Annotated in this window: 15 protein-coding genes; all 15 read right to left on the reverse strand. The window is 40.4% G+C overall.

Annotated elements, in window-relative coordinates; all coding sequences use genetic code 11:
* Nucleotides 1-10: 10 nt before the first annotated feature.
* On the reverse strand, nt 11-667 hold the full coding sequence (locus DXB43_RS02780) for a FadR/GntR family transcriptional regulator (protein WP_117946660.1): 657 nt from the start codon (nt 665-667) through the stop codon (nt 11-13).
* 46 nt (nt 668-713) lie between these two features.
* Nucleotides 714-1,406: an LrgB family protein gene (locus tag DXB43_RS02785; protein ID WP_022242483.1), complete on the reverse strand. Its 693-nt coding sequence runs from the start codon at nt 1,404-1,406 to the stop codon at nt 714-716.
* Nucleotides 1,399-1,764, reverse strand: a complete 366-nt coding sequence (locus DXB43_RS02790) for a CidA/LrgA family protein (RefSeq protein ID WP_022242482.1) — start codon at nt 1,762-1,764, stop codon at nt 1,399-1,401. The genes DXB43_RS02785 and DXB43_RS02790 overlap by 8 nt, the downstream gene beginning before the upstream one ends.
* A gap of 83 nt (nt 1,765-1,847) precedes the next feature.
* Nucleotides 1,848-2,678: a delta-lactam-biosynthetic de-N-acetylase gene (locus DXB43_RS02795; protein WP_117946662.1), complete on the reverse strand. Its 831-nt coding sequence runs from the start codon at nt 2,676-2,678 to the stop codon at nt 1,848-1,850.
* A 79-nt stretch (nt 2,679-2,757) separates the two neighbouring features.
* The gene (locus DXB43_RS02800; protein ID WP_022242480.1) at nt 2,758-4,065 is read right to left on the reverse strand and encodes an O-acetylhomoserine aminocarboxypropyltransferase/cysteine synthase family protein; all 1,308 of its coding nucleotides are present in this window, start codon (nt 4,063-4,065) and stop codon (nt 2,758-2,760) included.
* Nucleotides 4,066-4,139: 74 nt separating this feature from the next.
* The gene (gene cysK, locus DXB43_RS02805) at nt 4,140-5,072 is read right to left on the reverse strand and encodes a cysteine synthase A (RefSeq protein WP_117946664.1); all 933 of its coding nucleotides are present in this window, start codon (nt 5,070-5,072) and stop codon (nt 4,140-4,142) included.
* A gap of 154 nt (nt 5,073-5,226) precedes the next feature.
* The gene (locus tag DXB43_RS02810) at nt 5,227-5,661 is read right to left on the reverse strand and encodes an RrF2 family transcriptional regulator (protein ID WP_117840835.1); all 435 of its coding nucleotides are present in this window, start codon (nt 5,659-5,661) and stop codon (nt 5,227-5,229) included.
* A 78-nt stretch (nt 5,662-5,739) separates the two neighbouring features.
* The gene (gene nifU / locus DXB43_RS02815; RefSeq protein WP_022242477.1) at nt 5,740-6,177 is read right to left on the reverse strand and encodes a Fe-S cluster assembly scaffold protein NifU; all 438 of its coding nucleotides are present in this window, start codon (nt 6,175-6,177) and stop codon (nt 5,740-5,742) included.
* A 24-nt stretch (nt 6,178-6,201) separates the two neighbouring features.
* On the reverse strand, nt 6,202-7,380 hold the full coding sequence (gene nifS / locus DXB43_RS02820) for a cysteine desulfurase NifS (protein ID WP_117946666.1): 1,179 nt from the start codon (nt 7,378-7,380) through the stop codon (nt 6,202-6,204).
* A 254-nt stretch (nt 7,381-7,634) separates the two neighbouring features.
* Nucleotides 7,635-12,209: an alpha-amylase family glycosyl hydrolase gene (locus DXB43_RS02825; RefSeq protein WP_243006627.1), complete on the reverse strand. Its 4,575-nt coding sequence runs from the start codon at nt 12,207-12,209 to the stop codon at nt 7,635-7,637.
* A 307-nt stretch (nt 12,210-12,516) separates the two neighbouring features.
* Nucleotides 12,517-13,587 (reverse strand): PucR family transcriptional regulator, encoded by a 1,071-nt coding sequence (locus DXB43_RS02830; protein ID WP_117946668.1) that lies wholly within the window; start codon nt 13,585-13,587, stop codon nt 12,517-12,519.
* Between the two features lie 238 nt (nt 13,588-13,825).
* Nucleotides 13,826-14,938: an ABC transporter ATP-binding protein gene (locus DXB43_RS02835; RefSeq protein ID WP_117946670.1), complete on the reverse strand. Its 1,113-nt coding sequence runs from the start codon at nt 14,936-14,938 to the stop codon at nt 13,826-13,828.
* Between the two features lie 229 nt (nt 14,939-15,167).
* A complete protein-coding gene (locus DXB43_RS02840; RefSeq protein ID WP_022242471.1) occupies nt 15,168-15,809 on the reverse strand; it encodes a phosphoribosyltransferase in 642 nt (213 codons plus the stop codon).
* A 24-nt stretch (nt 15,810-15,833) separates the two neighbouring features.
* Nucleotides 15,834-16,268: a dUTP diphosphatase gene (locus DXB43_RS02845; RefSeq protein WP_117698185.1), complete on the reverse strand. Its 435-nt coding sequence runs from the start codon at nt 16,266-16,268 to the stop codon at nt 15,834-15,836.
* A gap of 22 nt (nt 16,269-16,290) precedes the next feature.
* Complete coding sequence (locus tag DXB43_RS02850) at nt 16,291-17,301, reverse strand: NAD(P)H-dependent glycerol-3-phosphate dehydrogenase (protein WP_117946672.1); 1,011 nt, start codon at nt 17,299-17,301, stop codon at nt 16,291-16,293.

Consider the following 17,301-nt stretch of genomic DNA (forward strand, 5'->3'; position numbering starts at 1 on the left):
TACCATCATTTTACTTATGAATAATATCATAATGTGCCTGTACGGCAGCATCGATTTTTCTCTGATCTCCCGTTTCGATTGCTTCTGCAATTTCTACATGAAGCTTCCACATTTTTTCAAATTTCTCGGCATCTGCATTTTCCCAGCCTTTTCGGATACTTTCCTTATAAATTTCTGAAAATACCTGCATAATCGTAATCATGAAACGGTTGCCGGAACCTAATATTAATTTCTGATGGAACTCCCGGTCAATCTCATAACTTCTCTGCTGGTCAGCATTCTGCATAGATTCTGCCAGTGCTTTTAACTCCGCAATATCCTGTTTACTCATATTTTTAGCTGCCAGAAGACCTATCCCATGTTCTAAAAGGCAGCGTGCCTCTGCAAGCTCATCCTTATCTATCTGCTGCAATAGCAGCATCATATTAATTACTTCTGAAAGGCTTTTTTCCATGTTGCAGCAGATATAATTGCCGGAGCCCTGCTGGCTTTCAATCAAACCAATATTCTCCATACTCTTTAATGCTTCCCGGATAGATGGACGTGACATACCAAGTGTTTCTGCCATTTCACGTTCTGTTGGCAACTTACTGCCTACCCGAAACTCCCCGCTCCGTATTCCATCTTTTACGAATGCCATTACCCTCTTATACTCTCTGTCCTTCATCTGAATCTCCTTTCATCCCTTGCAAAATTATTGCATCATAGATACATCAATAAAAATTAGCAAATACAGTTGCTGCTGCTACCGTCAGAAGTCCTGCTACTGCAATGGCAAGACTGCTCATTGCTCCTTCTACTTCTCCCATTTCCATGGCACGGGCGGTTCCGATTGCATGGGCGGAAGTACCGAGTGCCAGTCCCTTTGCCACCGGCTCTTCTATATGAAATACACGGCATACCACTTCTGCAATCATATTTCCCAAGACTCCGGTAATGATAATTACTGCCACCGTAATCGTTACGATTCCTCCAAGTTCTTCAGATACTCCCATTCCAATTGCTGTGGTAATGGATTTTGGCAGAAGGGTTACATATTCCTCATGATTCAGATGGAATATCACCGCAAAAAGAAGCACACTTCCCATACTTGCAATGACACCGGATATAATTCCTGCTACAATGGCACTTTTATGTTTCTTTAACAATTCCAGCTGCTCATACAACGGAACAGCAAGACATACCGTTGCCGGGGTTAAAAGATAGCTTAAATACTTTGCTCCTTCATAATAACTGTCATAGTCAATCCTGCCTACACTTAATACAACCATAACAAAAATAATAGAAATCAAAAGTGGATTAAACAGCGCCAGCTTTAATTTACGCTTTAATAGTGCTCCGATTTCATATCCAATGAGACTGATTACTACACCAAAGAAAAGGGTATCTCCTGCAAAATTATTCATTTTCTTCTTTCTCCCTTCCCTTTCGTATCACATTCTGTGTCACTCTTCCGGTCACGACCATAACAATAATCGTCGTAAGTACTGTAATGACAATCACCGGCACAATAGTCGGACGCAGAACGCTCCAGGAGTCCAGAAGTCCTACTGCTGCCGGAATAAACATCACCGGCATAATTTCAATTAAGAATACCGCAGTGTCCTTCACCTGTTCTATCTTAACGATACCCGTTACCAGAGCAAGCAGCATTAACACCAGTCCGTAAATGCTTGCAGGAACCGGTAATGGCAGCACCATATGCAGAATTTCTCCAGCAAAAGAAATTGCCAGAATTAAAAAAAACTGTCTAAAATACTTCATTTCTAAATCCTCCGATTGGTATTACCAATCAAAGAGTATAATACAAAAGAAGTAAAAAGACAAGTTTTATTTAAGAATTTTTTCTAAGAATTAGAACCAGCGATTAACTCATCCAGAGTACCAAAATGGTAGCCCATCTCTTCCCACTTTGTAAGTAGTTCATCTAATATTTCACCATTGGTCTTTGAAGTATTGTGCAGCAGCACAACAGCTCCCGGATGAATACGTCCGGTGAGTTTTTCAAAGGCCTCTTCTTTTGTTGGCTGATTATCCGGATCCCAGTCCACATAGGCAAGACTCCAGAAAAAAGTATAATAACCTAATTCTTTTGCCATTTTCAGATTTGATTCACTGTATTTCCCCTGAGGCGGCCGGTAAAATTTAACCATCTCCTTGTCTGTAATCTCTTCATAAAGTAACTTGACATCTTCAACTTCCTTTTGAAATGACGATACATCTGCAATTTCTGACATATCCGGATGATGATAAGTATGGTTTCCTACGGTATGACCTTCTTCCACCATTTTCCTTACCAGATCCGGACTGGTCTCTAAGAAATGCCCTACTACAAAGAAGGTTGCCTTTACATCATGCTTTTTCAATGCTTCCAGTATCTTCTCCGTATTTCCATTCTCATAGCCGCAGTCAAAGGTCAGGTAAATCACCTTATCATCACCATTACCAATAAAATATGTATTATATTTCCGCAATTCTTCCGGTGTAGCATTTCCGGTTGGCTGTGTCCCCGATTCACCAAATCCAAGTCCCCAGTTCTCTGTTGTAGATGCCACTGCATTTACTCCCAGTAAGCCGCCATTCTGCCAGCTTTTTACCAGCACTGCACTCCCACGGCCTGCGCAAAATACCAATGCCAGCATTACCGCCACTGCCAGTATCCTTTTCCATTTTTTCATAAAAAAGCCTCATATACTCTTTCTAAAGTATATGAGACTTCTTTTATCTCATGCTTTTCATTTTAGTTCTTTCAGTCATTTACTCTACTGCCTTGAATGCTTCCTCTAAGTCTTCAATAATATCGTCGATATTTTCTGTTCCGATAGAAAGGCGGATGGTATTCGGTTTGATTCCCTGCTCTTCTAATTCTTCTGCACTAAGCTGGGAATGCGTGGTTGATGCTGGATGAATCACCAGAGATTTTACATCTGCAACATTTGCCAGTAAGGAGAAGATTTCCAGATTGTCGATGAAATCTTTTGCCTTTCTGTCATCACCTTTGATTTCAAAGGTAAAGATAGAACCGCCACCGTTCGGGAAATATTTCTTATATAATTCCTGCTGCTTTGGATCTGTACTTACTGCAGGATGATTTACACGCTCCACCTGTGGATGGTTATTTAAGAACTCTACTACCTTCAATGCATTCTGTACATGACGTTCTACTCTTAAGGATAATGTCTCTAATCCCTGTAAGAAGATAAATGCATGGAACGGAGATAAAGTTGCTCCGGTATCACGAAGTAAGATTGCACGAATCTTGGTTACAAACGCTGCCGGTCCTACTGCCTTGGTAAAGCTGATGCCATGATAACTTGGATTTGGCTCAGTTAAAGATGCAAATTTTCCACTTGCCTCCCAGTCAAATTTTCCGCTGTCTACGATAACTCCACCAATTGTTGTTCCGTGTCCACCAATGAATTTTGTTGCAGAATGTACCACGATGTCTGCGCCATACTCAATCGGACGAACCAGATAAGGTGTTGCAAAAGTGTTATCTACGACTAATGGAATCTTGTGTGCATGTGCTACTTTTGCGATGGCTTCAATATCAGCTACGTCTGAGTTAGGATTTCCTAATGTCTCAATATATAAAGCTTTTGTATTGTCTTTGATTGCTGCTTCAAATGCTTCCGGCTCCGGCTCAACGAAGGTTGTTGTAATGCCGTACTGTGGAAGTGTATGCTCCAACAGGTTATAAGAACCACCATAGATATTCTTTGCAGCTACAATATGGTCACCATTCTGTGCAAGATTTTCAATCGTATAAGTAATTGCTGCTGCTCCGGATGCTACTGCCAACGCTGCAACTCCACCCTCTAATGCTGCAATTCTCTTCTCAAATACATCTTCTGTCGGATTCGTAAGTCTTCCATAAATATTTCCTGCATCTGCAAGACCAAATCTTGCTTCCGCATGGTCGCTGTTGCGGAATACATAGGATGATGTCTGATAAATAGGTACTGCTCTTGCATCTGTCACCGGATCCGGATTTTCCTGTCCTACATGTAACTGTAAAGTTTCAAATTTTAAATTACGTTCTGCTCTGCTTTTCTTTGTGCTCATCTTCTTTTTCTCCGTTCTGTTATTTATTTCTGTCACTCTGATGTTACATCAGATTTTTTCTATTCTACTGCAAATTACTCTGTAAATAAAGCTGTTGAATAATATCTGTCTCCATTATCCGGTAATAAAGCTACAATTGTTTTTCCTTTATTTTCAGGTCTCTTTGCCAGTTCAATTGCTGCATAAGCTGCTGCTCCGGAAGAAATTCCTACTAATACGCCCTCTTTGTGTGCAATTTCTTTTGCCACACGGAAAGCCTCTTCGTTCTCTACCGGAAATACCTCATCATATACTTTGGTGTTTAATACATCCGGTACGAATCCTGCACCAATACCCTGAATCTTATGTGCTCCACTCTTACCTTCGGATAATACCGGTGAAGATGCCGGCTCTACTGCTACAACTTTAACATCTGCTTTCTGCTCTTTTAAGTATTCACCGGTTCCTGTTACGGTTCCACCTGTACCAACTCCTGCTACGAAGATGTCTACTGCTCCGTCCGTATCTTTCCAGATTTCCGGTCCTGTTGTCTCTTTGTGTACTTTTGGATTCGCAGGGTTTACAAACTGTCCAGGGATAAAGCTGTTTGGAATCTCTTTTGCAAGTTCATCCGCTTTTGCAATTGCACCTTTCATTCCTTTGCTTGCTTCTGTCAGAACAATTTCTGCACCGTAAGCCTTTAAGATGTTTCTACGTTCAACACTCATGGATTCCGGCATAGTAAGAATGATACGGTATCCCTTGGCTGCCGCAAGTGCTGCAAGACCAATTCCTGTATTTCCGGATGTCGGCTCGATAATAACAGAACCTTCTTTTAACTGTCCTTTTGCTTCTGCATCTTCAATCATTGCTTTTGCGATACGGTCCTTTACGCTTCCTGCCGGATTGAAATATTCCAGTTTGAAAAGTAATTTTGCTTCTAAGTTATACGCCTTTTCTAAATTAACTGCCTCGATTAATGGTGTATTTCCAATCAGTCCTAATGTTCCTTTATAAATGTTTGCCATGATAATAATCTCCTTTTCCCTAAATTCATATATTTCCTATCTGTTTGATATGGATTAAGTATAATATAAAACGATGTGTACCAATTGTCAAGACTTTTTTCAAATAAATTATTTAAAATATTTTGTTTCATTGGTACACATCGACCTCGTCCATTTAAATGACATAATCGCTGCTGATATCCTGCTGCCATTCCATCAAATCCTCTAACGTATACTTGTCTACTACACTCTTAATCGCATCGTTTAATTCTTTCCAGATACGAAGTGTTACACATTCTGACTGACGCTCACAGGTGTTCACCTCATCCTCAAGACACGATACCGGTGCAAGACTTCCTTCTACCTGACGTAATATCATCCCTATCGTATATTCCTTCGGTGTCTTTGATAAACGATATCCTCCCTGGGGGCCTCTGATGCTCTTAACAAACCCTGCCCGTACCAGTGTAGAAATAATCTGTTCCAAGTATTTCATGGAAATATCCTGACGTTCCGCAACATCTTTAAGACGTACCGGTTCAACTTCATCATTCATTGCTATATCAAGAAGAAGTCGGACAGCATAACGTCCCTTTGTTGAAATCTTCATACTGTACCTCCATTTCTATTTGTCTATGGGTACAGTATATTCCTTTTTTCCTACTATGTCAATAGGAATATGTTGTTTTTAATATTCTTCCTCTTCTTCACCCTCAGAGATGTCGTTCTTCGGCTTCTTTAAGCCTTCAATGACAATGCCATTCTTCTCAGCATAATCCCAAAGTGCAGCATGAATACCTTCTTCTGCCAGAAGGGAACAATGCACTTTAACCGGTGGAAGTCCGTCTAATGCTTCCATTACTGCTTTATTGGTTACAAGTAATGCTTCCTGTACGGTCTTTCCCTTTACCAGTTCTGTTGCCATACTGCTGGTTGCAACTGCAGCACCACAGCCAAAGGTCTTAAACTTGCAGTCCTGAATCACACCATTATCATCAATATCAAGATAGATTCGCATAATATCACCGCATTTTGCATTTCCTACCGTTCCTACTCCGCTGGCATTTTCAATCTCTCCTACATTTCTCGGATTCTGAAAATGATCCATAACTTTTTCACTATACATAATCGTTACTCCTTTTCTTCTCTATTACTGCTGGTTCTTTACAAAATCTTCGTATAACGGTGACATGCTGCGTAAATGTGCAACAATCTCTTTGATTGCGTCTACCGTGGTGTCAATCTGCTCTTTGGTGGTATCTGCGCCTAAAGTCAGGCGGAGTGAGCCATGTGCAATCTCATGTGGCAGACCAATTGCCAGCAATACATGAGACGGGTCTAAGGAACCGGAAGTACATGCTGAACCGGAGGATGCACAAATCCCCTTCATATCTAACATAATCAGCATGGATTCTCCCTCCACAAAACGGAAACATGCATTGACATTATTGGCAAGACGATGCTCTCTGTCTCCATTGATTTTCACATATGGGATTTCCTTTTCAAAACGGGAAATCATATAATCTCTCAATTCTCTTTCTCTTGCAGTACGCTCTTCCATGGAAGCAAATGCCAGTTCTGCAGCTTTACCGAAGCCTACGATTCCCGGTACATTTTCCGTTCCGGCTCTTCTCTTTCTCTCCTGTGCACCACCATGTACAAAGGAGCGGATTTTTACACCTTTTCTGATATAGAGGAAACCGATTCCCTTTGGTCCGTTTAATTTATGTCCACTGCTGCTTAACATATCAATATTCATTTCATCTACCTGGATTGGCTCCTGACCAAATGCCTGTACTGCATCAGTATGGAATAAGACTCCATGTGCCTTGGCAATTGCACCAATCTCTGCAATCGGCTCAATGGTGCCAATCTCATTATTAGCAAACATAATAGAAATCAGAATGGTATCCGGACGGATTGCAGCTTCTACATCTGCCGGATTGATACGTCCATTCTCATCCACATCAAGATAAGTTACCTCAAAGCCCTGTCTTTCCAACCATTCACAGGTATGAAGAATTGCATGATGCTCAATCTTACTGGTGATGATATGTTTTCCTTTTTCTTTATAAGCTTCTGCTGTTGCTTTCAGTGCCCAGTTATCAGATTCACTTCCACCTGCCGTAAAATATATTTCTTCCGGTTTCGCACCGATTCCTGCTGCAATAATATCTCTGGCCCTTGTTACTGCCTTGCGGCTTTCCTCACCTAATGCATAAATGGTAGATGCATTTCCATAATACTGGGTAAAATAAGGAAGCATTGCCTCCACTACCCGCTCGTCCGTTCTTGTTGTTGCCGCATTGTCCAGATAGATTAATTCCATCGGTTTTCCTCCTTTATCAATTTGCTTTATCAGCTATTTTCGTCCTATTTCCAAGTAATTCAGTCGGAACTAAGAATAACACCTTAAGAATAGTATGTCAATCTTCTGCCTGGATTTATTCCTTTTGTACTTTTATTTATCCAAGAGGGTTAAAAGGGGAAAGGGCAGCTTTCGCTGCCCTTTCCATCTATCCTCTTATTTCAGACGATATACATTATAAAAACTAAACTCTCCTGTTTGCAGTTTTGCTCTGCTTAGACTCTTTTACGTCTTCTGTAAAGTACAACTACCGCTGCTCCTGCAACGAATAACAATACTACCATGCATGCAATCGGAGTATTATCTCCTGTCTTAACCTGCTTCTCTGCTGTTACAACAGGTGTTGCATTCGGAGTTGTAGATGCTGCTGGTTTCATATCTGTATTGCTAAGTACAATAACATACTCAGATGCATGTGAGAATTTGAAATCAACGGTTCCGTCTGCATTTACCTTTACAGCCTGAACATATTCTAATGCTCCGGTCTTTTCATTATAATAGTAAAGGTTTGCATATTTTCCACTGTTCTCTGCACCAACGTTGACACGAAGTGTAGCATCAAATCCAAATGCTCCGTCATGTGCCAGTGAAAGTTCAATGGTCTTGTTGTCTCCAGCTAATGCTTTAATCTTATCAGCCGGAATGCTGCTCTTACCTACGGTTACACCGAGGTCTATTGCATCTTTTAATTTACTTACAATGTTCTTTCCGTTTACAATCCAGCTTACGTTGTCGTTCAGCTTGAAGGTAATGGTAATATCTTTTCCAATCATACCATTGAATACTTCTGCCGGAACTTTTGTGGTATCTGGCATTGTAACATTAATCTTTGCTGTATCTCCCACAGCATCAATGGTATCAATTACTTCCTGGAAATCTTTACCCGGAACAGTAATGTCAAGATTAATCTTTTTATCTGCTCTCAGCACTACAGTACCGCCATCCTTTGCTGCCGGAATGGTAACTGTTACTGTCTTATCAGAAGAAACAGTATATGTTTTACCATCATAAAGATTTACAACTGTATTTCCTGCATTTGCATTAACCGGAACTTTTACTTCTTTTGCGGTATCCTTGATATTCATACCAACATATAAGGTTGTTCCTCCATAGGATCTTGAAACTACATCATAGCCTTCCTCATCAGAACTTGCCACAACCTTTCTGCTTCCTCTTGCAAATACATCTGTGTATGCATTACGGATGCTCAGCAGATTCTTATAATGCTGATATGTGACATTGTCCTCTGTTGCCAGTGAGAAATCCATGTCATATCTATTAGTCTGGTATGGATAATTATTTAATCCACTTAAACCAACTTCTTCACCATAATAGATCACCGGAATACCCTTTGCAGTAAGCTGTAAGGTAGCTGCAACTAACGCTGCTGATGTTGCCTCATCCTCGGTATATCCTTTTCCGTTCATTAAGGACGCCTTAAATCCATCTTCATCATGACTGCTTAAGAACTGACCTGTCATGTATGCGTTATTAAGTGCTGTATTTCTGGAAGAAAGGAAGCTTTCTACAGAAGAAATATTACCACTGACAAAGCTTGTTGCCTGATCATTAAAATCGAAATCAAGGTCTGCATCCATCTGGCCACTACCTAAGGTATTACCATTTGCTGCATATCCAGCACCATAATATTCTCCAATCATCTTGAAAGACGGATTTACTTCTGTTGTAGAATTTTTAAGTGCTGCCCATGTTGTGCTGTCAACATGCTTTACTGTATCTACACGGAAATAGTCAACACCATAATCCTTCATCCATGATGTCTGCCATTCTACTAATTTTGCTCTGACATCTGCCTTCTCTGTTGCAAAATCCGGCAAGCCAGACTGCCATGATTTAATATCGCCTTCACTGACACTCTTATCCCTTAGCATATCAGCAAATGTTGATTCTGTACCATATCCGGCATGGTTTACAACAATATCAACCATAATACGCATGCCACGATTATGTGCTTCGCTAATCATAGTTTCAAATTCTTCTGTTGTACCAAGTGTAGGATTCAATTTTGTAAAATCACTTGCCCAGTATCCATGGTATGCTGCATTATAAGGAACATCTTCTGAACCTTCATCTGTTACAGCTACACCTTTCACATTCTCTACTATTGGTGTAATCCAGATTGTATTTACACCTAAATCCTGTAAGTAATCTAACTTAGCTGTTACACCTGCAAAATCTCCACCATGATACAGTCCCGGATTGTCTCCATATGTATCTGCACCACTTGCTGTATTATTAGATTCATTACCATCAAAGAAACGGTCTGTCACCATAAAGTAGACAACAGATTCATCCCAGTCGAAATCATTTTTGTTTTCCTTCACACGGTCTGTAATTTCAACATCCACTGTAGTACTGAATTTATTACCGTACTGGTCTGTTACAGTAATTGGTAATGTCTTAATTCCTAATGTTGTATCTGTTGTAGCAGAAATGGTAACTGCCTGCAATTCCGGTTCAATCGGCATTGCATTGCTTCCGCCAAGGGAAGAAACATCGATACTAGCACTAGCTACTTCTAATGTTTTCGTATCTGAACTATCCTGTTCAACCTTAAACTTAACAACATCATTTTCGTTGTAGTTAAAGGATTTATTCATAACTTCTGCTGTAACTGTTGCATTTAATTTATAGTATTCAAAATATGAGTAATCTGCATTATTGTACTTTTCGCTGTTTGAATTGAATGCATCTACAGCATAAGTTCCATTTGCTTTGTAACGATAATGTGTTTTGCCATCTGTTAAACCACTCTTTACATACTCAAAACGCTTTGTTGTATCATTGTATGTCATTGGATACTCTGTTCCGTTTACGTCAACAGCTACAGTCATATCCTTTAAGGTGCCATCTACAAATGCAGCATCATCACGATAGTAATATGATACCTGTTGATTTTCTGCATCTACTTCATAGCCAGTATTATATGGCATAGCAATTTCCGGCTCACTGCCGGCTTTCATGCTGGCGTATATAACCTTCTGGTCAGAAGGGAATGTAACGGAATGGTCTCCACCATCTTTAATCCACGGATCAACTGTTGAATCTAATGCGATACAAAAATCAACCTTTGTACAGGATGGTTTTGCTGGAATTGTTATTGTCCATTTATCTCCACCTACGTATGTAAAATCGGTTAATGCTGAAGCATATCCTGATGACCATGTATAGAACTGTGGTGTAATTCCTTTTTCTTTTAATCCTGGATTCTCATAATCCAATACAAGGTATCTCTTTTCCATTGGTACGATTACAGGCTTCTCATGAACCGGATCTGAACCATCCACATAATATAATACTTCATTCTCATCACCGCTTATTGTAAAAGAACGGTCTGCGGTATCAGAGCCGCCATCCCATCCCTGTGTTATGTCATAACGTGCCTTTAATCCTACTGTTTTTCCCACATTACTGCCGGCAACTGTAATGGTCTTTTTAAACCATGTCACATTATTTGCAGCATCATATTCTGTTTCATCAAAAACATATGATCCATTTAATCCGGCATTCCACATCCACATATCAACTTTTCCCATGTCTGTGTCTGTTGATAAATCTTCATTGTAATAATACATTGTAAATGTATGGTCTGGAACCGGTGCCTCCCAGCTGTCCGGTGCTGTTTTATATACAGTTGTATCACCACCAGCTTTGGTTCCGGTAACCCAGAGCTCAGTACTTGTTGATGTTACAGAGACATCAATATTATCCGTCTGTGCCCCACTGTTATTATTGAAAATGCAGCTGAAATTCTGTTTTACATCCTGTGTATATACTACATCATACCATCCTGAATGGTCAGCATTTTCTGAAATCTGTCCGCCCGGCCATTCTTTTCCAACACCGGCTCCTGTTGCAGAGACATCTGCTCCCCACATATGATTGTAAATAGTGCTTCCCATTCCTGATGCAAGATAATGAATGGTTGTAACATATTTCCAATCAGCAGGTTTTGTCTCTGACAAAGAACCATCGAACCAGTACTCTGCTTCTGCCTTTCCTTTTGTAGAAAGTGTTACTCCGTCTAACTGGTTTCCATGTCCATCATCATTTAAAATGAGATCATAATCTGTGCTGTTATCTAATGTCAGATGCATTGTATACCAGCCTTCATGACCTTCTGCTGCAGTCATGGTTTTTCCCGGCCATTCACCTGCCGGCTTATTGGTCTCATGATATATATATGCAGCAACATCATTGCCTAATGTGCTCTTATAATTAATAGTCAGATCACATTCTGTTGGTACAGACTCTGGAATCAATGTTTCATTCTTTGAAGAATCCTTATACCACTGATATTTTCCCTTATCATCCAATAAACAATAAATGCTTGTATCAGAAGTAAAAGTCTTAATCTGCTCAATTGCAGCTCCTTCTGTCTTTATCTCCGGTGCAGCCTTCTCAGTAGAACCTGCATCAACAAACTGAAAACCTGTCCACTCACTGCTCTGTACATCTACATAATAGAGTCCAGAACTTTCCTCATATGCAAGCTTTGGTTTTTCCTGATCCCCCCATTGTGAAATGGCGGCATTCCCTGCGCCATGGTTATCTACCGTAGCACCGGCAGCCCAGACATTGACAACCGGTGTATTCCATGTACTTGGTTTGTCCAGGTACAACCGGATTGTCGGGCTCGCAGCATATGCAGTGGTTGCACCACCGATTGCCGGAACCATGGTCACAATCATGGCAAGTGCAAGTATCATACTGAAGATTCTGCTTACAATACCATGTTTCCTGTGAAAGCGTTCTTTTAACTTTCTCATCTTTCCCTCTCCTTTTCGTCGTTTCATTTTATATTTTCCTGCGATTACGTTTTCCCTCTGAATACGTTTTCGCAGTTTTTCGATAATTAATTATATTCTAATTTTTTTACTTTCGCTATCCGCAAATAAACTAAAAAAGAAATTCTTTTTTGTGCATTTTAACTAATTTCTGTCTTGAAGCTCATTTTTACAATTCATTTTACACAATTTCCGCATGATAATTTTTTCGAAAAAAGGACAGCACCGATTGGTACTGTCCCATATAATTTACATAATTGAATTTTCATAGTTCTGCAAAACAAGGCCGCTAATTCTGGTAATCCATATGTGCAATGACCATCATGGCAATCTTAAAAGTCATGGCATCCTCGAATTTGCGGATATCAAGTCCAATCATCTTTTCCAGACGTTCTAAACGGTATACCAGCGTATTCCGGTGGATGTACAGCTGCCTTGCTGTTTCTGAAATATTCAGGCTGTTCTCAAAAAATTTCTGGATTGTCACCATCGTTTCATCATCTAAATCAATATTCCGCTCACCAAAAATCTCTTTGATAAACATTTCGCAAAGGCTCATCGGAAGCTGGTAAATCAGTCTGCCGATGCCAAGCTTTCCGTAGGAAATGGTTTCCTCTTCTACATTAAAGATTCTTCCTACTTCCAGTGCCATCTTGGCTTCCTGATAAGATTTGGCAATATCCTGCAGGGTATTTACCGTATTGCCATAACCCACGCGGACACGCACCATCGCTTCTGCATGCAGATTGTCTACAATTGTTTTCGCCAGATTCAGTGTTTCCTCTTCTGTTTTCAAATCTGTTGCATCCTTAATCAGGATAATGTTCTGCTCGTCTAACTCTGTCACAAAATCCCGGTTGCGGTCTGCAAAAAGATTCTTCACCATTTCTACAATAACAGAATCTTTTCTGCCATCCACTTCTATGACATAAACCAGACGCTTTGCCTGCTCAATATGCAGCTTTTTTGCCTTATTATACATATCTACAACCAGCATATTTCCAAGAAGGATATTCTGCATAAAATTGTTCTTATCCGACTGTTCCCGGTTAGAGGCAATCAGATTCCGAATCTGGCATACTGCAAGTCTTCCCACCATATATGCTTCATCATTAGTGGAACGTGCCAGAAGAATATATTCTACTTCCTGTTCTGCAATTACTTTAAAGAAATGATAGCCCGTCAACATCTGGCTTTCTGCCATGGATGCTGCAAAATTCACAACCTCTGCACGCATATCTGTTTCAATCTGAAATGTTGCTGCAACCTGCTTCCCGTTTTCGTCATAAAGGGCAAGTCCGATTTTGGATATATCACTGATTTCTTCTAATGTTGTCTGTAGCTTATGATTTGAAAGCATTCTGCGCACTCCTTACTTATATATAATGTGAGAAAAGACTTTTACTGAGAACAAAGAATGTGCCTTGGCACATTCTCGCGCCTGCGGCGGTCGCTTGCGACATCTACCTTATACGCCGCAGTGCGCATCCTCGCGGAGCGTGTTTTACTTTACAGGAAATTACTTTCCTGTAAAGTAAAACACCCGGATGCATATAGCACCCGGGTTATTGCACTATATTCAGTTCGATTGTACCGAATTAGTTAGTAATTGTCAATTCAGTCTCTTTGTCGAATACATGAACCTTCTCAGGATCGATAGCAAGTTTGATATGGTCGCCTAAACGAGCCGGTGTTCTGGAATCAACCTTAGCTGTCATCTGAACTCCTGCAGCTTCGAAGTATAATAATACTTCAGAACCAAGTAACTCATATCCGGTTACATCTGTCTCAATGATGCTGTCTTTGAAGGTTTCGATTGTAATCTGGGAATCATCGATATCTTCTGGTCTGACACCCATAACAACTGTTTTTCCGTTGTAGTTGCCTTCGATTAATTTCTTAGCTTTTGCTGGTGGTAATACAACAGTTGTATTGTCAAATGTAAGGGAAACTTTCTCTCCTTCAATATTACATTTAGCATCTACGAAGTTCATCTGTGGGGATCCGATGAATCCAGCTACAAATAAGTTATCTGGCTCATTGTATAATTTCTGTGGAGAATCAACCTGCATGATAACACCATCTTTTAATACAACGATTCTGGTTCCTAATGTCATAGCCTCTGTCTGGTCATGTGTTACATAGATGATTGTAGCACCTAATCTATGATGCAGAGCGGAAATTTCGGAACGCATCTGTACTCTTAATTTTGCATCCAGGTTTGATAAAGGCTCGTCCATAAGGAATACCTTAGGATTACGAACGATTGCACGACCCATAGCAACACGCTGTCTCTGTCCACCGGAAAGAGCCTTTGGTTTACGGTCTAATAATTTCTCAAGGTCAAGAATCTTAGCTGCTTCTTCAACTTTTCTCTTGATTTCATCCTTCGGAACTTTTCTTAATTTTAATCCGAATGCCATATTGTCAAATACAGTCATATGTGGATACAGAGCGTAGTTCTGGAATACCATTGCGATATCTCTGTCTTTTGGCTCTACGTCGTTAACGAGTTTTCCGTCGATGTATAATTCTCCGGAAGAAATCTCCTCAAGACCTGCAATCATACGAAGTGTAGTAGATTTACCACATCCAGATGGTCCTACGAAGATGATGAATTCCTTATCTGCTACTTCAAGGTTGAAATCCTTAACAGCTTCAAAGCCGTTTGGATATACTTTACAAATGTTTTTTAATGATAAACTTGCCATTGGTTTAACCTCCTAATGTTTTGTTCGTTTTTAACTGTCCTTATCATACATGATATTGCGCACTTTGGCTATGCGAGGATTCCACAAAGATTTTTCTTTTTTTTGTATGTTCTGACTGATATTCTGTGCATTTTTTTATCTCTTCGTCAGAGTGACGAAAACCCATCTCTTTCTTGTACAATCCGACGAAAGAAATGGGTTTTCACTTTAGAAAATGTTTATCTTTTCTTTATAATTTAGAGTATCCGTAACCATTTACCATGGCCTCTAACTTCATGCCTTTTGCACAATACGGACAGTCATGCTGCTCATACGCCTGATAGCCCGGTACATCTTTCTCGGTAAAGAGACTTTCTACTCTGTGACCGTCTACTTCCTTAACAGTGGAGAAAATTGCTACTACATCTTCAATAATTCCACCGTAATACCGGATGCACTCTAAGCATCTTCTGATTGTCTCACCGGTTGTTGTTGTATCCAGCAAAAGCACGATATGTTTTCCGGTAATCATATTTTTGGTATTATCACGGAAAATCATCTGACCGCTGCTGTTCATCTCCGGAGAAATAACATAAATAGTCTCATGCAGATTGGTTGACATAAAATCTCCCTGTTCAAAACGTTCTGCTAAAAATCCGCCAATCATTTCTGTTCTGTCCATACATACAACGGTATCTACATAGGATGGATTACCGGTCTTCTGGTAAAGCACTTTTGCAGCTTCTTTTGCCTCTTTCACGCGGGCTTTCATACTGGTTACATCAATATAGTAATTGATGTGCGAATGACTGGTGGCAAAATGCCCCGGTATTGCATGTAATGCAAGATTGTTGTTTTCCTTTGAATAAAATTTGACCATACGTTCTTCCATTTGATTTACCCCCTGTTTGATAATTTACTGGATTCCGGTACTTCCGAAACCACCTCTGTCCTGGTTGCCCAGGCTTTCTACTTCTTCAAAATGAATCTGCGGCTGATTCTCTACAATACGGAACTGTGCGATACGGTCATTAACATGAATCACGGTATCACGCATTGCAATTGCAGGCAGTCTCCACATATCATTGTCTCCACAGTAGGAACCGTCTACGATTCCGCAGCTGTTTGCCTGAATAATTCCGAAATTCTTATAAGTAGAACTTCTTGGCATAATGTGTGCTTCATATCCCTTTGGCAGCTCCATTGCCACACCAAGAGGAATCAGTTTAAATTCTCCTGCTTTCATTTCGACTTCTTCGGATGCACGAAGATCAATCCAGTCGGATTTGCCATCGATATATGTAAGCTTTTCGATTTTATCTGTAAAATATTTGATACGAATCTTTTCCATTCTGCTAAAAACTCCTTTTCTCCTACTGCCATTCCAGGTCGTCATGCTCTACCTTTTTATCTCTGAGCATCAGTTCTTTTACTGCATCTTTCGCAGGTTTATTTTCAAATAATACTTCATTGACCTGTTCAATAATCGGCATATCTACATGATATTTCTTCGCTAAAGCAATTGCTGCTTTGGCAGAATAGACACCCTCAACTACCATCTTTACTTCATCCATTGCCTGCTGCATGGTATATCCCTGCCCCATCAGATATCCGGCACGACGGTTTCTGCTGTGCTTGCTGGCACAGGTTACGATTAAATCACCCATTCCGGTCAGTCCGCTTAAGGTCTCATATTTCGCTCCCATGGCAAGGGCAAGTCTTCCCATCTCTGAAATTCCACGGGTAATCAGTGCTGCCTTGGTATTATCTCCATAACCAAGTCCGTCTGCCATACCTGCTGCCAGTGCAATGACATTCTTTAAGGATGCTCCGATTTCCATCCCCAGTACATCCGGGCTGGTATAAACACGTAATACTTCACTCATAAAGGTGTTCTGGACCAGTTCTGCTGTGGCACGCTTCTTTGCTCCTGCTACCAGACTGGTCGGAATTTCTTTTCCTACTTCTTCCGCATGGCTTGGTCCGCATAAAACCGCCACCTCACATTGTGGAATCTCTTCCATAATGATTTCAGATAAAGTCATTAACGTATTCTCTTCAATTCCCTTTGCCACGCTGACAATAAGCTGTCCCTCTGCTACGAACGGGCTCATTGCTTTTGCTGTGCTTCTGGTAAATGGAGAAGGCACTGCTAAGACGAGCATGTCTTTTCCCCCGATTGCTTCTTTTAAATCTGTTGTGAACATAATATCATCCGGTAAAATAACGCCCGGAAGTTTTTCTGCCTGCTCATGCTTTTCCTTTAACATTTCAATTTCCGGTGCAAGTGCAGACCAGATTGTAATCTTATGACCGTTTTTATGTAATACCACCGATAAAGCAGTTCCCCAGCTTCCGGCTCCAATGATACTGATATCCGACAT

The sequence above is a fragment of the Roseburia sp. OM04-10BH genome, from assembly GCF_003462605.1.
GTDB lineage: Bacteria > Bacillota > Clostridia > Lachnospirales > Lachnospiraceae > Roseburia_C > Roseburia_C amylophila.

Excerpts from the sequence above, each read along its gene's own strand:
- nifU (WP_022242477.1), bottom strand. The coding sequence starts at position 6,177 with ATGTATAGTGAAAAAGTTATGGATCATTTTCAGAATCCGAGAAATGTA.
- DXB43_RS02780 (WP_117946660.1), bottom strand. The coding sequence starts at position 667 with ATGAAGGACAGAGAGTATAAGAGGGTAATGGCATTCGTAAAAGATGGA.
- DXB43_RS02795 (WP_117946662.1), bottom strand. The coding sequence starts at position 2,678 with ATGAAAAAATGGAAAAGGATACTGGCAGTGGCGGTAATGCTGGCATTG.
- DXB43_RS02835 (WP_117946670.1), bottom strand. The coding sequence starts at position 14,938 with ATGGCAAGTTTATCATTAAAAAACATTTGTAAAGTATATCCAAACGGC.
- DXB43_RS02830 (WP_117946668.1), bottom strand. The coding sequence starts at position 13,587 with ATGCTTTCAAATCATAAGCTACAGACAACATTAGAAGAAATCAGTGAT.
- DXB43_RS02845 (WP_117698185.1), bottom strand. The coding sequence starts at position 16,268 with ATGGAAAAGATTCGTATCAAATATTTTACAGATAAAATCGAAAAGCTT.
- DXB43_RS02800 (WP_022242480.1), bottom strand. The coding sequence starts at position 4,065 with ATGAGCACAAAGAAAAGCAGAGCAGAACGTAATTTAAAATTTGAAACT.
- DXB43_RS02840 (WP_022242471.1), bottom strand. The coding sequence starts at position 15,809 with ATGGAAGAACGTATGGTCAAATTTTATTCAAAGGAAAACAACAATCTT.
- nifS (WP_117946666.1), bottom strand. The coding sequence starts at position 7,380 with ATGGAATTAATCTATCTGGACAATGCGGCAACAACAAGAACGGACGAG.
- DXB43_RS02825 (WP_243006627.1), bottom strand. The coding sequence starts at position 12,209 with ATGAGAAAGTTAAAAGAACGCTTTCACAGGAAACATGGTATTGTAAGC.
- DXB43_RS02810 (WP_117840835.1), bottom strand. The coding sequence starts at position 5,661 with ATGAAGATTTCAACAAAGGGACGTTATGCTGTCCGACTTCTTCTTGAT.
- DXB43_RS02785 (WP_022242483.1), bottom strand. The coding sequence starts at position 1,406 with ATGAATAATTTTGCAGGAGATACCCTTTTCTTTGGTGTAGTAATCAGT.
- DXB43_RS02790 (WP_022242482.1), bottom strand. The coding sequence starts at position 1,764 with ATGAAGTATTTTAGACAGTTTTTTTTAATTCTGGCAATTTCTTTTGCT.
- DXB43_RS02850 (WP_117946672.1), bottom strand. The coding sequence starts at position 17,301 with ATGTCGGATATCAGTATCATTGGAGCCGGAAGCTGGGGAACTGCTTTA.
- cysK (WP_117946664.1), bottom strand. The coding sequence starts at position 5,072 with ATGGCAAACATTTATAAAGGAACATTAGGACTGATTGGAAATACACCA.